This window comes from Streptomyces flavotricini (assembly GCF_020639365.1).
Lineage (GTDB): Bacteria > Actinomycetota > Actinomycetes > Streptomycetales > Streptomycetaceae > Streptomyces > Streptomyces flavotricini.
Genome location: NZ_JAINUL010000001.1, coordinates 2,823,467 through 2,842,505, shown reverse-complemented (window position 1 = coordinate 2,842,505; position 19,039 = coordinate 2,823,467). Strand labels below are relative to the sequence as shown.

Annotated in this window: 16 protein-coding genes; 11 read left to right on the top strand and 5 right to left on the bottom strand. The window is 73.5% G+C overall.

Annotation, left to right across the window (positions count from 1 at the left end):
* The first annotated feature begins 168 nt into the window (after nt 1-168).
* The 8 genes from K7B10_RS12555 to K7B10_RS12520 all read left to right on the top strand — a co-directional run bounded on the left by K7B10_RS12555 (nt 169) and on the right by K7B10_RS12520 (nt 8,776).
* A complete protein-coding gene (locus tag K7B10_RS12555; RefSeq protein WP_229336178.1) occupies nt 169-849 on the top strand; it encodes a response regulator in 681 nt (226 codons plus the stop codon).
* A 144-nt stretch (nt 850-993) separates the two neighbouring features.
* Nucleotides 994-3,798 carry a DNA translocase FtsK gene (locus K7B10_RS12550; RefSeq protein WP_229336177.1) on the top strand — a complete coding sequence of 935 codons (2,805 nt, stop codon included), beginning with the start codon at nt 994-996 and terminating at the stop codon, nt 3,796-3,798.
* A gap of 217 nt (nt 3,799-4,015) precedes the next feature.
* Nucleotides 4,016-4,909: a helix-turn-helix domain-containing protein gene (locus tag K7B10_RS12545; protein WP_229336176.1), complete on the top strand. Its 894-nt coding sequence runs from the start codon at nt 4,016-4,018 to the stop codon at nt 4,907-4,909.
* Between the two features lie 115 nt (nt 4,910-5,024).
* Nucleotides 5,025-6,524 (top strand): 30S ribosomal protein S12 methylthiotransferase RimO, encoded by a 1,500-nt coding sequence (gene rimO, locus K7B10_RS12540; protein ID WP_229336175.1) that lies wholly within the window; start codon nt 5,025-5,027, stop codon nt 6,522-6,524.
* Nucleotides 6,521-7,177 carry a CDP-diacylglycerol--glycerol-3-phosphate 3-phosphatidyltransferase gene (gene pgsA, locus K7B10_RS12535; protein WP_229336174.1) on the top strand — a complete coding sequence of 219 codons (657 nt, stop codon included), beginning with the start codon at nt 6,521-6,523 and terminating at the stop codon, nt 7,175-7,177. Before rimO ends, pgsA begins: the two co-directional genes overlap by 4 nt.
* A 98-nt stretch (nt 7,178-7,275) precedes the next feature.
* The gene (locus K7B10_RS12530) at nt 7,276-7,764 is read left to right on the top strand and encodes a CinA family protein (RefSeq protein ID WP_229344975.1); all 489 of its coding nucleotides are present in this window, start codon (nt 7,276-7,278) and stop codon (nt 7,762-7,764) included.
* Nucleotides 7,765-7,873: 109 nt separating this feature from the next.
* Complete coding sequence (locus K7B10_RS12525) at nt 7,874-8,254, top strand: helix-turn-helix domain-containing protein (RefSeq protein WP_048477521.1); 381 nt, start codon at nt 7,874-7,876, stop codon at nt 8,252-8,254.
* A gap of 165 nt (nt 8,255-8,419) precedes the next feature.
* Nucleotides 8,420-8,776, top strand: a complete 357-nt coding sequence (locus K7B10_RS12520) for a hypothetical protein (protein WP_372481401.1) — start codon at nt 8,420-8,422, stop codon at nt 8,774-8,776.
* On the opposite strand, the gene K7B10_RS12515 is transcribed toward K7B10_RS12520, so the two are convergent.
* The 4 genes from K7B10_RS12515 to K7B10_RS12500 all read right to left on the bottom strand — a co-directional run bounded on the left by K7B10_RS12515 (nt 8,724) and on the right by K7B10_RS12500 (nt 15,928).
* Nucleotides 8,724-9,494, bottom strand: coding sequence for an SDR family NAD(P)-dependent oxidoreductase (locus tag K7B10_RS12515; RefSeq protein ID WP_229336173.1), 771 nt, complete (start codon nt 9,492-9,494; stop codon nt 8,724-8,726). The genes K7B10_RS12520 and K7B10_RS12515 overlap by 53 nt on opposite strands.
* A gap of 32 nt (nt 9,495-9,526) precedes the next feature.
* A complete protein-coding gene (locus tag K7B10_RS12510; protein ID WP_229336172.1) occupies nt 9,527-10,342 on the bottom strand; it encodes an Fpg/Nei family DNA glycosylase in 816 nt (271 codons plus the stop codon).
* A 122-nt stretch (nt 10,343-10,464) separates the two neighbouring features.
* Nucleotides 10,465-11,154 carry a hypothetical protein gene (locus tag K7B10_RS12505; protein WP_229336171.1) on the bottom strand — a complete coding sequence of 230 codons (690 nt, stop codon included), beginning with the start codon at nt 11,152-11,154 and terminating at the stop codon, nt 10,465-10,467.
* A gap of 184 nt (nt 11,155-11,338) precedes the next feature.
* A complete protein-coding gene (locus K7B10_RS12500) occupies nt 11,339-15,928 on the bottom strand; it encodes an ATP-dependent helicase (RefSeq protein ID WP_229336170.1) in 4,590 nt (1,529 codons plus the stop codon).
* 97 nt (nt 15,929-16,025) lie between these two features.
* Here K7B10_RS12500 and K7B10_RS12495 point away from each other — a divergent pair, with 97 nt between their 5' ends.
* The 3 genes from K7B10_RS12495 to K7B10_RS12485 all read left to right on the top strand — a co-directional run bounded on the left by K7B10_RS12495 (nt 16,026) and on the right by K7B10_RS12485 (nt 18,018).
* A complete protein-coding gene (locus K7B10_RS12495) occupies nt 16,026-16,907 on the top strand; it encodes a helix-turn-helix transcriptional regulator (RefSeq protein WP_229336169.1) in 882 nt (293 codons plus the stop codon).
* Nucleotides 16,908-17,014: 107 nt separating this feature from the next.
* Nucleotides 17,015-17,713 carry an AzlC family ABC transporter permease gene (locus tag K7B10_RS12490; protein WP_229344970.1) on the top strand — a complete coding sequence of 233 codons (699 nt, stop codon included), beginning with the start codon at nt 17,015-17,017 and terminating at the stop codon, nt 17,711-17,713.
* Entirely contained in the window at nt 17,710-18,018 is a 309-nt protein-coding gene (locus tag K7B10_RS12485) for an AzlD domain-containing protein (RefSeq protein WP_030859690.1), read from the top strand. The genes K7B10_RS12490 and K7B10_RS12485 overlap by 4 nt, the downstream gene beginning before the upstream one ends.
* On the opposite strand, the gene K7B10_RS12480 is transcribed toward K7B10_RS12485, so the two are convergent.
* Complete coding sequence (locus K7B10_RS12480) at nt 17,987-18,985, bottom strand: hypothetical protein (RefSeq protein WP_229336168.1); 999 nt, start codon at nt 18,983-18,985, stop codon at nt 17,987-17,989. The two genes, K7B10_RS12485 and K7B10_RS12480, sit on opposite strands and share 32 nt — an antisense overlap.
* Nucleotides 18,986-19,039 lie beyond the last annotated feature (54 nt).

Genomic DNA, 19,039 nt, shown 5'->3' with positions numbered 1-19,039 from the left:
CACAGTGACATCCTGGTGACAGGGTGTGGCGATCTCGGGACTGGGGCTACGATGACCGGCACAAGGACGGACGGCGCAAGGATGCCGTCCTCTTCTGGGGCGGGGCCCGGCGTACAGGCCGGTGCCAGGAGCCGGGGAGGCCCCATGCCGGGGCGAGGAGGACAGGGCATGGTGCAGAAGGCCAAGATCCTCCTGGTCGACGACCGGCCGGAGAATCTGCTGGCGCTGGAGGCCATCCTCTCCGCGCTCGATCAGACACTGGTCCGGGCGTCGTCGGGGGAGGAAGCGCTCAAGGCGCTGCTGACAGACGATTTCGCGGTCATCCTGCTGGATGTGCAGATGCCCGGGATGGACGGATTCGAGACCGCCGCGCACATCAAGCGGCGAGAGCGGACCCGGGACATCCCGATCATCTTCCTCACCGCGATCAACCACGGTCCGCACCACACGTTCCGCGGCTACGCCGCCGGGGCGGTGGACTACATCTCCAAGCCCTTCGACCCGTGGGTGCTGCGGGCCAAGGTGTCGGTGTTCGTGGAGCTGTACACGAAGAACTGCCAGCTGCGGGAGCAGGCGGCACTGCTGCGCCTCCAGCTGGAGGGCGGCGGCTCCAACGGCGACGGCAGCAAGGAGACGGCCGGCCTGCTGGCCGAGCTCTCCGCGCGGCTCGCGGCGGTCGAGGAGCAGGCCGAGGCGCTGACCAAGCAGCTCGGCGAGGAATCGGCCGACGCGGCGGTCGTGGCGACCGCGGCCCACCTGGAGCGCAAGCTCACCGGACTGCGGCGGGCGCTCGACGCGCTGGAGCCCGGGACCGGCGGAGGAGCGCCGGTGCTGCCCGCGCAGAACTGAGCCTGTCCGGCGGCCGAACACCGGCCCGTTCGCGCGGGTGCCGTGCCTGGCGGTGCGTCAAAGCACTGACACGGCACGCGACACGAACGGGTGAAGGGGTGGGCACGCGTGTCCACCGGCGCGCGCACCGGTAACCTCGGCCCCATGGCCTCACGTACGTCCGGCAAGGGTTCCCAGAGCACAGCGGGCACCGCGAAGGGCCGCACCGGCCGGACGACGGCGCCGGCGAAGAAGGCGGCCGCCCCGCGCGGGTCCGCGGCGAAGAAGACCGCGGCGCCCCGGCGCGCCCCCGCCAAGAAGGCGCCGCCCAAGCCCGCGCCGTCCCCCACCGGGGGAGTGGTGCGGCTGGTGCGCGCCGTGTGGCTGGGCTGCGCGCACGCGGTCGGCGCGGTCTTCCGCGGAGTCGGGCAGGGGGCCAAGAACCTCGACCCGGCCCATCGCAAGGACGGCGTCGCGCTGCTGTTGCTCGCCCTGGCGCTGATCGTCGCCGCCGGCACCTGGTCGAACCTGAGCGGTCCCGTCGGGGATCTGGTCACGATGCTGGTCACCGGCGCCTTCGGACGACTGGATCTGCTCGTGCCGATCCTGCTCGGCGTCATGGCGGTACGTTTCATCCGCCATCCCGAGCAGCCCGACGCCAACGGCCGGATCGGCGTCGGCCTCTCCGCGCTCGTCATCGGCGTCCTCGGCCTCGTGCACATCGCCTGCGGGGCGCCCGGCCGCGACGAGGGCACCACCGCCATGCAGAACGCGGGCGGGCTGATCGGCTGGGGCGCCTCGAAGCCGCTGATCTTCACCATGGGCGCGCCGCTGGCCGTGCCGATGCTGGTGCTGCTCACGATCTTCGGGCTGCTCGTGGTGACCGCCACCCCGGTGAACGCGATCCCGCAGCGGCTGCGGCGGCTGGGGATCCGGCTGGGGATCATCGCCCCGAACGAGTACGACGAGGGGTACGGGGAGGGCGGCGCCCCCGCCGACCGGCACGACGCCGAGCAGTGGCGGGCCCGGTCGGGGGCCGCCGGTCCGGGTGCGCCCACGGATTCCGCCGGCCCCGCCGGTTCCGCCGACGCCGCCGAGGAGCAGGCGCTCGCCCGGCGGCGGCGCCCGCGCCGGACCCCGTCCCGGCCGGCCGCCGAGCGCGGGATGGACGCCGTCGACGTGGCCGCGGCGGCCGCCGCCGCGCTGGACGGGGTGGTCTACGGCGGGATGCCGCCCTCCCCGCTGGTGGCCGACCTGACGCACGGCATCTCGGTGGAGCGCGAGGGGGCGGAGACCACCACTCCGGTGCCGCCCGCGCGGGCGGAGCGGCCCAAGGCCGCGGACCCGGAGCCGGAGCCCGTTGCGGAGCCGGCCGGTCCGCCGCACGACACCACCGCCGCCGCTTCCGGGACCCTGTCCGTCCCGGACCTCACCAAGGCCCCGCCGCCGTCCCAGCCGCTGCCGCCCCGCGCCGAGCAGCTCCAGCTCCGCGGGGACATCACGTACGCCCTGCCCTCGCTCGATCTGCTGGAGAAGGGCGGGCCGGGCAAGACCCGCAGCGCCGCCAACGACGCGGTCGTGGCCTCGCTGACCAACGTGTTCTCCGAGTTCAAGGTCGACGCGCAGGTCACCGGCTTCACCCGGGGCCCGACGGTCACCCGGTACGAGGTCACGCTCGGCGCGGCGGTCAAGGTCGAGCGGATCACGGCGCTGGCCAAGAACATCGCGTACGCCGTGGCCTCGCCGGACGTCCGGATCATCAGCCCGATCCCGGGCAAGTCGGCCGTCGGCATCGAGATCCCGAACACCGACCGGGAGATGGTCAACCTGGGCGACGTGCTCCGGCTGGCGGACGCGGCCGAGGACGACCACCCGATGCTGGTGGCGCTCGGCAAGGACGTCGAGGGCGGCTACGTCATGGCCAACCTCGCGAAGATGCCGCACGTGCTCGTCGCCGGCGCCACCGGCTCCGGAAAGTCCTCCTGCATCAACTGCCTCATCACCTCGGTGATGGTGCGGGCCACCCCGGAGGACGTCCGGATGGTGCTCGTGGACCCCAAGCGCGTCGAGCTGACGGCGTACGAGGGCATCCCGCACCTGATCACGCCGATCATCACCAATCCCAAGCGGGCCGCCGAGGCGCTCCAGTGGGTCGTGCGCGAGATGGACCTGCGCTACGACGACCTGGCCGCCTTCGGCTACCGGCACATCGACGACTTCAACCAGGCCATCCGGGACGGCAAGATCAAACTGCCGCCGGGCAGCGAGCGGGAGCTCAGCCCGTACCCGTACCTGCTGGTGATCGTCGACGAGCTCGCCGACCTGATGATGGTGGCCCCGCGCGACGTCGAGGACTCGATCGTCCGCATCACCCAGCTGGCCCGCGCGGCCGGCATCCACCTGGTGCTCGCCACCCAGCGGCCCTCGGTGGACGTGGTCACCGGCCTGATCAAGGCGAACGTGCCCTCACGGCTCGCGTTCGCCACCTCCTCGCTCGCCGACAGCCGGGTCATCCTGGACCAGCCGGGCGCCGAGAAGCTGATCGGCAAGGGCGACGGGCTGTTCCTGCCGATGGGGGCGAACAAGCCGGTCCGCCTCCAGGGCGCGTTCGTCACCGAGGACGAGATCGCCGGGATCGTGCAGCACTGCAAGGACCAGATGGCGCCCGTCTTCCGGGACGACGTCACGGTCGGGCAGAAGCAGAAGAAGGAGATCGACGAGGAGATCGGCGACGACCTGGACCTGCTGTGCCAGGCGGCCGAGCTGGTGGTCTCCACCCAGTTCGGGTCCACCTCGATGCTCCAGCGCAAGCTGCGGGTGGGCTTCGCGAAGGCCGGCCGGCTCATGGACCTGATGGAGTCGCGCGCGATCGTCGGCCCGAGCGAAGGTTCGAAAGCGCGCGACGTCCTGGTCAAGGCGGACGAGCTGGACGGGGTCCTGGCCGTCATCCGGGGAGATACCCAACCGTGATTCGCGGGCGGGCAACCGTTTCCCTTGGGGCCGCGTCAAGTTGAGGGAGGTGGCGCCTCCGTGTCCGCTGCGGGGCCGCCACAGCACTCCGACTTCCCACACTGTTCGGTTTGCCATTCGAATGGCGTAGGAAGTCCGCCCTCCGGTTGCTCCACCCTTTCGTCACCCCCCTAGACTGGACATCCAGCAGGTGGCTACACGCTCGAAAGGCGCCCTCGTGTCCATCGGCAACTCCAACTCCCCCGAAGATGAGCGTCCTTCGACCGACGACCGGTCCGAGGACCGCATCATCGAACGCAAGGCCGAAGGGCCGTCCATCGGGACGGTCCTGAAGAAGGCCCGGATCGCCGCCGGGCTCACTGTCGACGAGGTCAGTTCCACCACCCGTGTGCGCATCCCGATCGTGCACGCGATCGAAGCTGACGATTTCACGCGGTGCGGCGGCGACGTCTACGCCCGCGGTCACATCCGCACGCTCGCCCGCGCCGTCCACATCGATCCGGACCCCCTGGTCGACGCGTACGACGCGGCCCACGGCGGCCGGCCGGCACCCACGCCCGCCGCGCCGATGTTCGACGCCGAGCGCATCCGTCCCGAGCGGCAGCGGCCCAACTGGACCGCGGCCATGGTCGCCGCCATCGTCGCCGTGATCGGCTTCGTGGGCTTCACCGCCTTCAGCGGCGGCGACGCGAAGGACAAGCGGCCGGTGGCGGACGCCTCCGCCGCCCCGCAGGCCGCGCCCAAGCAGTCGGCCGGCAAGCCGGCAGCCCAGCCGCAGCAGCCGAAGGCCCCCAAGCCGGAGCCCTCGGACAGCGCGATCGCCGCCGCGCCCAAGGACCTCGTCACGGTCGTCCTGACGGCCAACGACGGCGAGAGCTGGATCTCCGCGAAGGACCACAGCGGCCGCCTGCTGTTCGACGGGACGCTGGCCCCGGGCGAGTCCAAGACCTTCACGGACAAGGAGTCCATCGACCTCGTCCTCGGCGACGCCGGGGTCGTGAAGCTCTTCGTGAACGGCAAGGAGATCAAGGACGACTTCCAGCCGGGTCAGGTGGAACGCCTCACATACACCAAGGACGACCCCCGCCAGGGGGCGGCCCAGGCGGGCTGATACAGCGCTGAATCCGTGATTCCGGGTCCCCGGGGTGCTGCGCCGCACCCCGGGGATCTTGGTTTACCGGGACTTGGGGCGGGGGCCGCCGTCTGGACAAAGTAGTCTTGAGTCCATGCCCGAACGCCGTACCGTCGCCCTTGTCACTCTTGGCTGCGCCCGTAACGAGGTGGACTCGGAGGAGCTCGCAGGCCGCTTGGCGGCGGATGGCTGGGAGCTCGTCGAGGACGCCGCCGATGCGGACGTAGCCGTCGTCAACACCTGCGGCTTCGTCGAAGCCGCCAAAAAGGACTCCGTAGACGCCCTGCTCGAAGCCAACGATCTCAAGGATCACGGCAAGACCCAGGCCGTCGTCGCCGTCGGCTGCATGGCCGAGCGCTACGGCAAGGAGCTCGCCGAGGCGCTCCCCGAGGCCGACGGCGTGCTCGGCTTCGACGACTACGCCGACATCTCCGACCGCCTCCAGACCATCCTCAACGGCGGCATCCACGCCTCCCACACCCCGCGTGACCGGCGCAAGCTGCTGCCGATCAGCCCCGCGGACCGCCAGGAGAGCGCGGTGGCGCTGCCCGGCCACGCCCAGTCGGCGCCCGCCGAGGAGCCGGCCGAGGCCCCCGCCGACCTCCCGGACGGAGTCGCTCCCGCCTCCGGGCCGCGCGCCCCGCTGCGCCGCCGCCTGGACAAGAGCCCGGTCGCCTCGGTCAAGCTGGCCTCCGGCTGCGACCGGCGCTGCTCGTTCTGCGCCATCCCGTCCTTCCGCGGCTCCTTCATCTCGCGCCGCCCCAGCGATGTGCTGGGCGAGACGCGCTGGCTCGCCGAGCAGGGCGTCAAGGAGGTCATGCTGGTCTCCGAGAACAACACCTCGTACGGCAAGGACCTCGGCGACATCCGCCTGCTGGAGACCCTGCTGCCCGAGCTGGCCGCGGTGGACGGCATCGAGCGCGTCCGCGTCAGCTACCTCCAGCCGGCCGAGATGCGGCCCGGCCTGATCGACGTACTGACCTCGACCCCCAAGGTCGTGCCGTACTTCGACCTGTCCTTCCAGCACTCGGCCCCCGACGTGCTGCGGGCCATGCGCCGCTTCGGCGACACGGACCGGTTCCTGGAGCTGCTGGACACCATCCGCAGCAAGGCCCCGCAGGCCGGCGTCCGGTCCAACTTCATCGTCGGCTTCCCCGGTGAGACGGAGGCCGACTTCAAGGAGCTGGAGCGCTTCCTCACCCACGCACGGCTCGACGCGATCGGTGTCTTCGGCTACTCCGACGAGGACGGCACCGAGGCCGTCACGTACGAGAACAAGCTGGACGAGGAAACGATCGCCGAGCGGCTCGCGCACATGCAGCGGCTCGCCGAGGAGCTCACCTCGCAGCGCGCCGAGGAGCGGATCGGGGAGACCCTGGAGGTACTCGTCGAGTCCGTGGAAGCGGTGGACGAGGACGGTGACGGCGCCTACGGGCGGGCCGCGCACCAGGCGCCCGAGACGGACGGCCAGGTCGTCTTCACGGACAGCACGGGCCTGGTGCCCGGCCGTATCGTGACGGCGAAGGTGGTCGGCACGCTGGGCGTGGACCTGGTGGCCGAGCCCCTGCACCTCGACGAGGAGGCGGCCGGATGACCGGAGTCCCGGCATCTGCGGCGGGCGGGACCGGCCGCCGGCCCGCGCCCGGCGCGAAGCTGGGGGCCGCGGCGGTCAATCAGGCCAGCCTGTGGAACATCGCGAACATCCTGACGATGATCCGGCTCGTCCTGGTGCCGGGATTCGTCCTGCTCCTCCTCGCCGACGGCGGGTACGACCCGGTGTGGCGCGCGTGGGCCTGGGCCGCGTTCGCCGTCGCCATGATCACGGACATCTTCGACGGGCACCTGGCCCGTACGTACAACCTGGTCACGGACTTCGGGAAGATCGCCGACCCCATCGCCGACAAGGCGATCATGGGGTCGGCGTTGATCTGTCTCTCCTGGCTGGGCGACCTGCCCTGGTGGGTGACCGCAGTGATCCTCGGGCGGGAACTCGGGATCACGCTCATGCGTTTCTGGGTCATCAGGTACGGAGTGATTCCCGCCAGCCGGGGCGGCAAGCTCAAGACCCTGGTCCAGGGGACGGCGGTGGGCATGTACGTCCTGGCGCTGACCGGGCCGCTGGCGAGCCTGCGCTTCTGGGTGATGGCGGCCGCCGTCGTGCTGACCGTCGTCACCGGTTTGGATTACATCCGTCAGGCCGTGGTGCTGCGGCGCCAGGGTCTGGAAGCGGAGCGGGCCGCAAGGTGACATACCCGGCGGGGGAATCTCCGGTGGTCGGTGGGGCGCCTTCGGGCGCCGCGGAACCGGCGGCGGAGACCGGGGCCACCGCAGCAGTCGCCGCGGAGGTGCTGCGCCTCCTTGCGGAGAGTGACCAGACCCTCGCCGTCGCCGAGTCGCTGACCGGCGGCATGGTGGCAGCGGAGCTCACGGGCATCGCCGGGGCCTCCCGCTCCTTCCGCGGTTCGGTCACGGCGTACGCCACCGAGCTGAAGCACCGCGTCCTGGGGGTGGACGCCGGGCTGCTGGCCGCCGAAGGCGCGGTGAACGCGCAGGTAGCGGCCGAGATGGCGGCCGGCGTACGGCGCGTGCTGGGTGCATCGTGGGGGATCGCGACCACCGGAGTGGCCGGTCCCGACCCGCAGGACGGGCAGCCGGTGGGCACCGTCTTCATCGCCGTGGCGGGTCCGCGGGGCAGGAAAACCGTCCCGCTGAGGTTGAACGGCTCCCGTGCGGAAATTCGTAGGGAGAGTGCACGGACAGTGCTCGAACTGCTCTCGAGCGAACTCCGCGAGAATGCGCGGGGGCAGGATACGGAACAGAACGGGGGGATTTGATGTTTGCAGCCCTGAGTGAACACGACATAGCTCCCCGCACGGCCGCGGCGCGAGGCGGTACGGTGGGGCGTGAAGGATGCGGCTACACGGTCAGAGGAGGGAGCCACCGATGATTCTGCTCCGTCGCCTGCTGGGTGACGTGCTGCGTCGGCAGCGCCAGCGCCAGGGCCGTACTCTGCGCGAAGTCTCCTCGTCCGCCCGAGTTTCTCTCGGCTATCTTTCCGAGGTGGAGCGGGGGCAGAAGGAGGCATCCTCCGAGCTGCTCTCCGCGATCTGCGACGCGTTGGACGTACGGATGTCCGAGCTGATGCGCGAGGTCAGCGACGAGCTGTCGCTGGCTGAGCTGGCGCAGTCGGCCGCGGCAAGCGAACCGGTCACGGTGCCGGTCCGCCCGATGCTCAATTCGGTCTCCGTGGCTTCGGTCACGGGCGGGCCGGAGCGGGTGACCATCAAGGCGCCCGCGGAAGCGGTGAATGTCGTAGCCGCGTGAGATCGATGCGCGAGCTGTGAAGAAATGAGCGTGGCCGGAGCCCCGGCCGGTGCGTGACGCACCGGCCGGGGCTCCGCGCCGTTCTGGGTGCGCGGCCCGGGGGTGTACGGGAGGATGGGGAATCCGGACGAGTCCGGATCGCGGCCCTGATCCCGGGAGGCAGCCGTGCGGCGGTTACTGCGGATACCTCCGGTACTGGGCATATCCCCGATGGTGGCCCTCGCGGTGGCGATGGGTGCGCTGTGGTGGTGGGCGGTGCTGCGGCTGGCTCTGGCGCCGGGCGAGTCGGGTCCGGTGGAGGGCGCGGTCGCCGTGGGCGGCTGGGGGCTGGGGCTGCTGCCGGTGCACTGCACGCCGGGGCCCGTACGCAGGGCCCGGCGGGCGGCGGGGCCGTTCGACGGGGCGGTGGCGGAGCCGTTCGACGGGGCGGTGGCCGGGCCGGGAGGCGCGGTGCCGGGTGATGAGGGGCTCACCAGGGCATCGACACTCCGCCGTTCGGGCGGAGGATCTGGCCCGTCATGAAGGACGAGGCGTCCGAGGCGAGGTAGAGCACGGCCTGGGCGATGTCCTCGGGCTCGCCCACGCGGCGCAGGGGGGACATCCGGACCATCGCGGCCTCGGTCTGCTCCCGGACCTCGGGACTGTGCCGGCCCGTCATGGGCGTGCGGATCCACCCCGGGGCGACGGCGTTGACGCGGATCCCGTGGGGCCCGGCCTCCGTGGCGAGGGTCTTGGTGAGCTGGACGACGGCGGCCTTGGCGGCGCTGTAGCAGAGCAGGCCGGGCTGGGCGGCGTCCACGGCGCCGGAGGCCATCGTGATGATCGATCCCGGACGGCCGGCCGCGATCATGGCCCGCGCGGCCTCCTGACAGGTGCGCAGGATCCCCTTGAAGTTGATGTCCAGGACCCGGTCGAGGTCCTCGTCGGAAGTCTCCAGAACGCTGCTGGTGTGCATGATCCCGGCGATGGCGGCGGCGATGTCGAGGGTTCCGGCGGCGGCCACGGCGGCCCGCAGGGCGGCCCGGTCGGTGACGTCGAGGGGGTGGACGGTGGCGGACCCGCCGGCCTTGGCGACGAGGTCGGCGGTCTCGGCGAGGCCCCGCCCGTCGCGGTCCGCGCAGTGCACGGAGGCGCCCGCCTCGGCGAGGAGAACGGCGGTGGCGCGGCCTATGCCGCTGGCGGCGCCGGTGATCAGGGCGGTCCGGCCGGTGAGGTCGTACGGGGCTCTGGGTGTGGGCATGCCGGGACGGTACGACCGGATCTGACGGACCGTCAACCAGGCGGCCGCGCAGGAGGGGTCGGGCCGGATTGGCAGTGCGGGCACCAGTACGTCGGGCGGTCGTCCTGCGGGGCTTCGCGGACGGGGGTGCCGCAGCGCAGGCAGGGGCGGCGGGCGCGGCCGTACACGAAGAGCTCCTGGCCGGGGCGGCGGCTGCCGGTGGTGTTGCGGACCGCCCGGTCGCCGGTGTTGGCGCGCAGCAGACGGTGGGCGGCGCCGGCCAGGCGGACGGCGGTGGTCCCGGGGTCGGGGAGGTCGCCGACCGGGGTCCAGGGGGTGACCTGGGCGAGGAAGCAGAGCTCGGACTTGTAGATGTTGCCGATGCCGGCCAGGTTGCGCTGGTCGAGCAGGGCCTCGCCGAGCGGGCGCCGGGGAGCGGCGAGGAGGTTGGCGGCGGCCTCCCCCGCGTCCCAGTCGGGGCCGAGGAGGTCGGGGCCCAGGTGGCCGACGGCCCGGTCCTCCTCGCAGGTGCGGAGCAGTTCGACGACGGGGAGGCGGTAGCCGACGGCCGTGTGCCCGGCCGTGCCGAGGACGGCGCGGATCTCGTACGCCGGGCCGCCGTGCCACTTCTCCCGCGCGGCGAAGACCCGCCACGAGCCGTCCATGCCCAGGTGGGTGTGGAGGGTCAGGCCGCCCTCGAAACGGGCGAGGAGGTGTTTGCCGCGCGGGGTGACGCCGAGGGTGGTGCGGCCGGTCAGGTCGGCGGTGGCGAAGCGGGGGACGCGCAGGTCGCTGCGGGTCAGCTCGTGGCCGGCCAGGGCGGCGTCCAGCCGGGCCGCGGCGCGCCAGACGCTGTCTCCTTCGGGCATGGCGCCATTGTCGCGCGACCGGGCCGGGACGGCGGGAGCCCCGCCCGCGCGGTGGCGCGGGCGGGGGCCCGGTCGTCCGGCAGGGGAGGGCGCGGCGGTGGCCGCTGCCGGTTCCCGTGCCGCTACTTCCAGAAGAGGCCCTTGCCGTCGCTCAGGTTGTTGTACGGGTCGCCCCAGTACTCGGCGCCGACCACCTTCGTCTGGGCGGACGGGGCCAGGGCGATGGCGCAGCTGGTCTGGGTCTGGCCGTTGGTGAAGCCCTTCGGCAGCGTCTCGTCCTTGCACTTCTCGAACTTGCCGATGACGGAGACGCCCTGGGCCTCGGAGCCGTCCGGGAGGATGCCCTTGATGTGGCCCACGGAGGCGTACGAGAGGTCCACGGTGCCGATGTTCTTGACCGTGTAGCGGACGTAGTAGGGGATCATCCCCTTGACCTTGTCGCCCAGCTTGAGCGAGTCGAGGTCGGCCGGCTGGCCCTGCTCGACGGCGGTGACGGTGAGGGCGAGGGTGCCGCCCTTGGTGCTGCCGTAGCTGAACGGGATCTGCGCCGTCTCGCCGATCTTGAAGGTCTGGCCGGGCTTCGCCTGGCCCGCCGCGCCCGCGGGGGCCTGGCCGCCGCCGGTGGAGGGGCTGGCCGGAGTGCCGGGCTGCGCGGAGTCCTGGCCGCCCTGGCTCGGCTGTGCTGCCGGAGCGCTCGACTGCGCGGGGGCGACCTCCTCGTTGCCGTTCTTGCAGCCGGTGAGGGTCAGTGTTCCGGCAACCGCCAGACCGATGACGCCCGTTGCCGCTCGCCGCATGGTGTTGGTGCTCACTTTTCTGGTCCCCCATGAGTGTGATCTTTTGACGTGGCATCGTCACGCTTGATGCCTGCGGTGATCTTGATAGTCCAGAAAAGGGCGGGGTCGCCAGTCCAGGGGCGCTTCGTGACGTGCTCAAGACATAAGCGGAACATAAGCGCGATGGTCGAGACTGGAATGTCGGATTCGGCCGTCGGATTCACGAGCGCATGCGCAGCCCCCGCGGAGTGGCGTGGAAGCCGGCCGCCTCCAGGGCCGGGCCCAGCGGGGAGGTCAACGCCGGGGCGGCGTTGATCCGTTCCACCGTGAGCGCCGGGAGCGCGCCGATCCGGGAGGCCGCCGCCAGGGCCGCGGTGGCCGCCGCGAGCCGCGGGTCCTCGGCCGGGGGCCAGGCCAGCAGCGTCTTGCCGCCGCGCTCCAGGTACAGGGTGAGCTCGCCGTCGACCAGGACCACCAGCGAGCCCGCCTTGCGGCCCGGCTTGTGGGTGGCCCCGGCCGGGGGCTCCGGCCAGGGCAGGGCCGCCCCGTACGCGTTCGCCGGGTCGGCCGCGGCCAGGACCACCGCCGCCAGCGGGGGCGGATTCCGCTCGGCCGACCGCAGCCGGTCCACCGCGCCGTCCATCGCGAACTGGGCCGCGCCCAGGCCCTCCACCACGTAGCCGCGCCGGGCCTGCCCACTGTCCTCGAAGGCCGACAGGACCCGGTACACCGCGCTGAAGCCGCCCTCCACGCCCTCGGCGGCCACCGCGCCGCGCGTCACCACCCCGTGCCGGTCCAACAGGGTCCGGGCCAGTGCGTGCGCCCGGTGGGTGGGGTCGGGAGCCCGGGTGGGCAGCAGCGACCAGCGGCCCGAGACCGTGGGCGGGCCCGGGCGGGACACCTGCGCGGCGAGCGTCCCGTACCGGCCGCGCGGGACCGTGCGCCGGGCCCGGTGGGCGGTGGCGCCCGCCGTACGGCCCGAGCCGAGCAGGGAGCGCAGCGGGGAGAGCGTGTCATTGGTCAGCCGGCCCGACCAGGCCAGGTCCCAGACGGCCTCGGACAGTTCGAGGTCGGTGGCCTCGGACCACTTGGCGCGCACCGACTCCGCGAGCTGGCGGAAGAACAGCCCGTACCCGCCGGACAGGGTGTCGAGGACCGACTGGTGAAGGGGCGTCAGCTCCAGCGGGTGCGGCGGGGGCAGCAGCAGCGGGGCGGCGTCCGCCAGGTAGAGCGAGACCCAGCCGTCCTTGCCGGGCAGGGCCCCGGCGCCCGCCCAGACCACCTCGCCGGTGGTGGTGAGCTCGTCCAGCAGGGTCGGGGAGTACCCCGAGACCCGGGAGGGGAGGATCAGCCGCTCCAGCGCCGAAGCGGGCACCGGGGCGCCCTGGAGCTGCTCGATCGCCCGGGCCAGGCCGTCGACGCCGCGCAGGGCGCCGCCCAGGTGCTGCCACTGCGGCAGGAAGGTGGCCAGGGAGGTCGGCGGGACGGGCTCCAGCTCCTGGCGCAGCGCCGCCAGGGAGCGGCGGCGCAGCCTGCGCAGCACGGTCGCGTCGCACCACTCCTGGCCGATGCCGGCCGGGTGGAACTCGCCCTGCACCACGCGGCCCGCCGCCGCGAGCCGCTGCAGGGCGCCCTCGGTCACCGCAGTGCCCAGGCCGAAGCGGGTGGCGGCGGCGGTCGTGGTGAACGGCCCGTGGGTGCGTGCGTACCGGGCCAGGAGATCCCCGAGCGGGTCCTTGACCGGCTCGGTGAACGCCTCGGGGACCCCGACCGGGAGGGCCGTGCCCAGTGCGTCGCGCAGTCGGCCCGCGTCCTCGATCGCCGCCCAGTGGTCCGCGCCGCCGATCCGGACCGCGATGGCCCGGCGGGCCTCGGCCAGGGCCTTCGGCCAGGCCGCGTCGGCGCCGCGCTCGGCCAGTTCGGCGGTGGTCAGAGGGCCGAGCAGGCGCAGCAGGTCGGCGACGGACTCGGCGTCCCTGGCCCGCCGGTCCTCCGTCAGCCACTGGAGCTCGCGCTCCAGCTCCTCCAGCACCTGCGCGTCGAGCAGTTCGCGCAGCTCCGCCTGGCCCAGCAGCTCCGCCAGCAGGCGCGAGTCCAGCGACAGTGCGGCCGCCCTGCGCTCGGCGAGCGGCGAGTCCCCCTCGTACAGGAACTGGGCGACGTACCCGAACAGCAGCGACCGGGCGAACGGGGACGGTTCGGCGGTGGTGACCTCGACCAGGCGGACGCGGCGCGCCTCGATGTCCCCCATCAGCTCCGTCAGGCCCGGCACGTCGAAGACGTCCTGCAGGCACTCCCGTACGGCTTCCAGCACGATCGGGAAGGATCCGAACTCGGATGCCACCTGGAGCAGTTGGGAAGCTCGCTGGCGCTGCTGCCACAGCGGGGTCCGCTTGCCGGGGCTGCGGCGCGGCAGCAGCAGGGCGCGCGCCGCGCACTCGCGGAACCGGGAGGCGAACAGGGCGGAGCCGCCGACCTGGTCGGTGACGATCTGGTTGATCTCGCCGTGGTCGAAGGCGACGTCCGCGGCGCCCAGCGGGGCCTGTTCGTCATCGAACTCGAAGGAGGCGGTGTGCGCCGGATCGTGGTCCAGCAGGTCCATCGACAGCAGGTCCGCGTCCGGCAGCCGCAGCACGATCCCGTCGTCCGCGTGCATGACCTGCGCGTCCATGCCGTACTTCTCGGCGAGGCGGGCGCCGAGGGCGAGCGCCCAGGGAGCGTGCACCTGGGCACCGAAGGGGGAGTGGACCACGACCCGCCAGTCGCCGAGCTCGTCGCGGAACCGCTCGACCACGATGGTCCGGTCGTCGGGGACGTGGCCGCAGGCCTCGCGCTGCTCCGCGAGGTACGCGAGGACGTTCTCCGCGGCCCAGGCGTCGAGCCCGGCAGCCACCAGGCGCAGCCGGGCGTCCTCCTCGGTCAGGCCTCCGAGCTCGCGCAGGAACGCACCGACCGCGCGGCCCAGTTCGAGGGGGCGGCCCAGCTGGTCGCCCTTCCAGAACGGCAGCCGGCCGGGAACCCCGGGGGCGGGGGAGACCAGGACCCGGTCGCGGGTGATGTCCTCGATGCGCCAGGAGGTGGTGCCCAGCGTGAACACGTCCCCCACGCGGGACTCGTAGACCATCTCCTCGTCGAGCTCGCCGACCCGGCCGCCGCCCTTCTTCGGGTCCGCGCCCGCGAGGAACACCCCGAAGAGACCCCGGTCGGGGATGGTGCCGCCGGAGGTGACGGCGAGGCGCTGCGCCCCCGGCCGGCCGGTGATCGTCCCCGCCACCCGGTCCCAGACGACCCGCGGTCTGAGCTCGGCGAACGCGTCGGACGGATACCGGCCCGCCAGCATGTCGAGCACCGCGGTGAACGCCGACTCCGGCAGGGCCGCGAACGGCGCCGCCCGCCGCACGAGCGCCAGCAGCTCGTCCAGCTGCCAGGTGTCCATCGCGGTCATCGCGACCAGCTGCTGCGCGAGCACGTCCAGCGGGTTCGACGGGATGCGCAGCGACTCGATCGACCCGGTGCGCATCCGCTCGGTGACCACGGCCGCCTGGACCAGGTCCCCGCGGTACTTGGGGAACACCACTCCCGTGGAGACCGCGCCCACCTGGTGCCCGGCCCGGCCCACGCGCTGGAGCCCCGAGGCCACCGAGGGCGGGGACTCCACCTGCACCACCAGGTCCACCGCGCCCATGTCGATGCCCAGTTCCAGACTGGAGGTGGCGACCACGGCGGGCAGCCGTCCCGCCTTCAGGTCCTCCTCCACCAGCGCCCGCTGCTCCTTGGAGACCGAGCCGTGGTGCGCCCGCGCCAGCAGCGGCGGGGCTCCCAGGGCGGCCCCCGACTGGGCCATGATCTCGGCCGGCGGCGAGCCGTCGGGCAGCTTCTCGCCCATGGCGCGCTCGTACGCGATCTCGTTCAGCCGGTTGCACAGCCGCTCGGCGAGGCGGCGGGAATTGGCGAACACGATCGTGGAGCGGTGGGCCTGCACCAGATCCGCGATGCGCTCCTCCACATGCGGCCAGATCGAGGGTTTGTCCCCACCCTCCTGCCCCTCGGTGGCCGGCGATCCTCCCAACTCGCCCATGTCCTGCACCGGGACGACCACCGACAGGTCGAACTCCTTGGCCGAGGGCGGCTGCACGATCTCGGCCTTGCCGCGCGGCGCGAGGTACCGCGCCACCTCGTCCACCGGCCGGACCGTCGCCGACAGCCCGATCCTGCGGGCCGGGCGGGGCAGCAGCTCGTCCAGCCGCTCCAGGGACAGGGCCAGGTGCGCCCCGCGCTTGGTCCCCGCGACCGCGTGCACCTCGTCCAGGATCACCGTCTCGATCCCGGCCAGTGCGTCGCGCGTCGCCGATGTCAGCATCAGGAACAGCGACTCGGGCGTGGTGATCAGGATGTCCGGCGGCCGGGTGGCCAGCGCCCGCCGCTCCGCCGGCGGGGTGTCCCCCGAGCGGATCCCGACCCGGATCTCCGGCTCGGGCAGGCCCAGGCGGACGGACTCCTGGCGGATCCCCGTCAGCGGGCTGCGCAGGTTCCGCTCGACGTCCACCGCGAGGGCCTTCAGCGGGGACACGTACAGCACCCGGCAGCGCTTCTTCGGCTCGGCCGGCGGCGGGGTGGACGCCAGCTGGTCGAGGGCGGCGAGGAAGGCGGCCAGGGTCTTGCCGGAGCCGGTCGGCGCCACGACGAGCACGTCGGAGCCCTCCCGGATGGCGCGCCAGGCGCCCTCCTGCGCGGTGGTGGGCGAGGCGAAGGCCCCCGTGAACCAGGAGCGGGTCGCGGGGGAGAACGCATCGAGCGCGGAGCCGGCCATGCCCCCATCCTGCACCCGGCCACTGACAACGGCCCGGACCTGGGCAGACACCCGTACGGGGCGGGCCGCCGCAGCGGGCGGAGCGCAGAATGGAGACATGACGGACGGGGTGCACGGGACGCACGGGGCGGGCGAGGCGGCCGAGCGGGAGTGGGCCCGGCACTGGCGGTACGCGCAGCTGCCCGGCCTGGACCTGCTGCGCGCCCACTACGTACGCCACACCTTCCCGCGCCACACCCACGACGGGTACGTCATCGCGGCCGTCACCGGCGGCATCGAGGAGGTCGGCCTGCCCGGCGGCACCCTGCGGGCCGGGCCGGGCAGCGTGGTCCTGATCAACCCCGAGGTGCCGCACACCGCGCGCGCCGGGGTCCCGGAGGGCTGGGCGTACGCCACCCTCTACCCCTCCCGGGAGCTGATCGCGGAGGTGGCCGCGGAGATAGGCAGCCTGCGCGGGACCCCGGGCTTCACGGCCGACTCGGTCGCCGACCCGCAGACCTCGTACGTGATCACCGAGGTGCACCGGGCCGCAGAGGAGGGCAACGCGCTGGCCGCCGACACGCTGCTGCGCGGTGCGGTCGCGCGGATGCTGACCCGGCACGCCGGGCCGCTGCCCGCCCGTACGGTCCGCAGCGCCGGAGCGGTCGACGCCGCGGCGGCTCGGGCGGTGCTCCAGGAGCGGATGGCGCGGCCCCCCTCGCTGGAACAGCTCGCCGCGGAACTGGGGACCAGCCCCTTCGCCCTGCTGCGGGCCTTCCGGGAGACGTACGGGATGCCGCCGCACACCTGGCTGACCGACGCCCGGGTCCGGCGGGCCCGGGCGCTGCTGGACGCGGGGACGGCGCCCGCGGAGGCGGCCGTCGCCGTCGGCTTCACCGACCAGCCCCACCTGAACCGCCACTTCACCCGCATCGTGGGCGTCCCCCCGGGCGCCTACCGCCGGGGGCGTTCGGGCGGCCGGCTCCCGGGCGGGGGCTGAGCCCGGCCCCGCCTGCCCGCGTCCAGCCTGCCCGCCTCCCGCCTGCAAGAACGTACAAGACCGGTGGGGGCGGGCTGCGTACGGTCAGGGGCGTGCGAGAACGACAGATGGTGAGGCAGGAGACCCCCGAGGGGGTCGAGGAGCGGCCGCGGGGGGCCGTCCTACGGGACGCGCTCGGGGTCGGGGTGGCCGTGGGGCTGTCCGGGTTCGCCTTCGGGGTGACCGCCGCCGGGGCCGGGATCAGCGTGCTCCAGGCCTGCGCGCTGAGCCTGCTGGTGTTCACCGGAGCCTCGCAGTTCGCCCTGGTCGGGGCGCTGGCCGCGGGCGGGAACCCGTTCACCGCCGCCGCCGGGGCGTTCTTCCTCGGTACGCGGAACGCCTTCTACGGGCTGCGCCTGTCGCAGCTGCTCGCCGTGCCCAGGGCCGTGCGGCCGCTCGCCGCCCACTGGGTGATCGACGAGACCACCGCCGTGGCGCTGGCCCAGCCGGACCGCAGGTCGGCCCGGCTCGGGTTCACCGTGACCGGGCTGAGCCTGTACGTCCTGTGGAACCTGACCACCCTGCTCGGCGCCCTCGGCGCCGAGGCCCTCGGGGACACCTCCGCGTGGGGGCTGGACGCCGCCGGACCGGCCGTCTTCCTGGCCCTGCTCGCGCCGATGCTGAAGACCGCCACCGAGCGGGCCGTCGCCGCGCTCGCCCTCGTCCTGGGGCTGGGCCTGCTGCCCGTGCTGCCCGCCGGGCTGCCGGTGCTCGTCGCCGCCCTCGCCGCGCCCGCGGTCCTCTGGCTGAAGGGACGCCGCTCGTGAACGTCTGGATCGCCATCGCGCTCACCGTCGTCGGCTGCTACGCCGTCAAGCTCGCCGGGCTGCTCGTGCCCGCCGGGGTACTGGAGCGGCCGGCGGTGCGCCGGCTCGCCGCCCTGCTGCCGGTCGCGCTGCTCGCCGCGCTCACCGCCCAGCAGACCTTCAGCACCGGGCACGAGCTCGTCCTCGACGCCCGCGCCGCCGGGCTGGCCGCCGCGGGGCTCGCGCTGCTGCTGCGGGCGCCGTTCCTGCTCGTGGTCGCCGCCGCCGTGGTCGTCACCGCGGGAGTGCGGGCCCTGGGCGGGTAGCGTCCGCCGGGGGATCACCGGTCAGGGGCCGCCCGTACGCGCGCAGCGTCAGCAAGGCCTCCAGGGTGGCGATCGGGCGCCGCTCCAGCGAGCTGCCCGGCGCCCACGCGAGGCGCCGCACCGGCCAGCCGCCGTCCTGCTGCTGTCCGGCGGCCAGGAAGTCCAGCGACCGCCCGATCTCCTCGTCGGTGAACCAGCCGCGTGCCAGCGACTCCGGCCGCCGGGCGACGTCGTGCGCGAACAGCTGCTCGCCCGGCGCGCAGCCGGGGTACTGCGGGTACTCCCGGCGCCGGCGCGGGTCGAGCACGACCAGCCGCTGCTCCCGTACGAGCCGTCCGAGCCGGTCCGCGGCCGCCACCGCCCGCGCCCGGTCGGGGGCGCCGTCGAGGAAGGCCACCGCGCTCTGGACCTCGTACGGGCCCGGCCGGCGCAGGTTCTCGACCCGCTCCCAGCAGAAGTCCGTGGCCCGGAACAGCCACGCGTGCCAGATCCGGTTGCGGTGCAGTACGCCGACGACCGGGCCCGTGGTCAGCAGCTCGCCCGGCGGATCGTCGTACACCGGGTGGTAGGGGGCCCCGGGATAGCCGCGCGGGGCCGGGAGGACCACCGGGAGCGCGCCGTCCGCGGTGGAGACCCGGGTCAGGTGGCGGCAGAGCCGTTCGATCCGCTGCCCGGCGCAGCGGCCCAGGCCGTCCAGGATCCGGAGCGCGTGCGCGGTGTGCAGCGGATGACTGAGCGGACCGCGCAGATCCGGATCGAGGGCGTGGCCGTAGCCGCCGTCGGCGTTGAGGTACGAGCCGAGGGCGGTGTCCACCGCGTCGGCCTCCCCGCCGAGGAAGTGGAAGGCGAACCGCCGCTGCTCCAGGACCCGGGCCGTGAGCCAGAAGAACTGCTCGGCGCGGGCCAGTGGGGTTGGTGGGATCGATGAGGGCGGTGGGGTCAGCGAGGAAGCGTCGTCTCCAGGCATGCGTGACACCGTAGGGCGCGCTGCCTCGCGGACGGGAGGAGAACGACTCCGGTG

What these genes read in the sequence shown, in the direction of transcription:
- K7B10_RS12555 (WP_229336178.1), top strand. Translation starts at nt 169, where the DNA reads ATGGTGCAGAAGGCCAAGATCCTCCTGGTCGACGACCGGCCGGAGAAT.
- K7B10_RS12515 (WP_229336173.1), bottom strand. Translation starts at nt 9,494, where the DNA reads ATGCCCACACCCAGAGCCCCGTACGACCTCACCGGCCGGACCGCCCTG.
- K7B10_RS12525 (WP_048477521.1), top strand. Translation starts at nt 7,874, where the DNA reads ATGATTCTGCTCCGTCGCCTGCTGGGTGACGTGCTGCGTCGGCAGCGC.
- K7B10_RS12495 (WP_229336169.1), top strand. Translation starts at nt 16,026, where the DNA reads ATGACGGACGGGGTGCACGGGACGCACGGGGCGGGCGAGGCGGCCGAG.
- K7B10_RS12490 (WP_229344970.1), top strand. Translation starts at nt 17,015, where the DNA reads ATGGTGAGGCAGGAGACCCCCGAGGGGGTCGAGGAGCGGCCGCGGGGG.
- K7B10_RS12550 (WP_229336177.1), top strand. Translation starts at nt 994, where the DNA reads ATGGCCTCACGTACGTCCGGCAAGGGTTCCCAGAGCACAGCGGGCACC.
- rimO (WP_229336175.1), top strand. Translation starts at nt 5,025, where the DNA reads ATGCCCGAACGCCGTACCGTCGCCCTTGTCACTCTTGGCTGCGCCCGT.
- K7B10_RS12500 (WP_229336170.1), bottom strand. Translation starts at nt 15,928, where the DNA reads ATGGCCGGCTCCGCGCTCGATGCGTTCTCCCCCGCGACCCGCTCCTGG.
- pgsA (WP_229336174.1), top strand. Translation starts at nt 6,521, where the DNA reads ATGACCGGAGTCCCGGCATCTGCGGCGGGCGGGACCGGCCGCCGGCCC.
- K7B10_RS12510 (WP_229336172.1), bottom strand. Translation starts at nt 10,342, where the DNA reads ATGCCCGAAGGAGACAGCGTCTGGCGCGCCGCGGCCCGGCTGGACGCC.
- K7B10_RS12480 (WP_229336168.1), bottom strand. Translation starts at nt 18,985, where the DNA reads ATGCCTGGAGACGACGCTTCCTCGCTGACCCCACCGCCCTCATCGATC.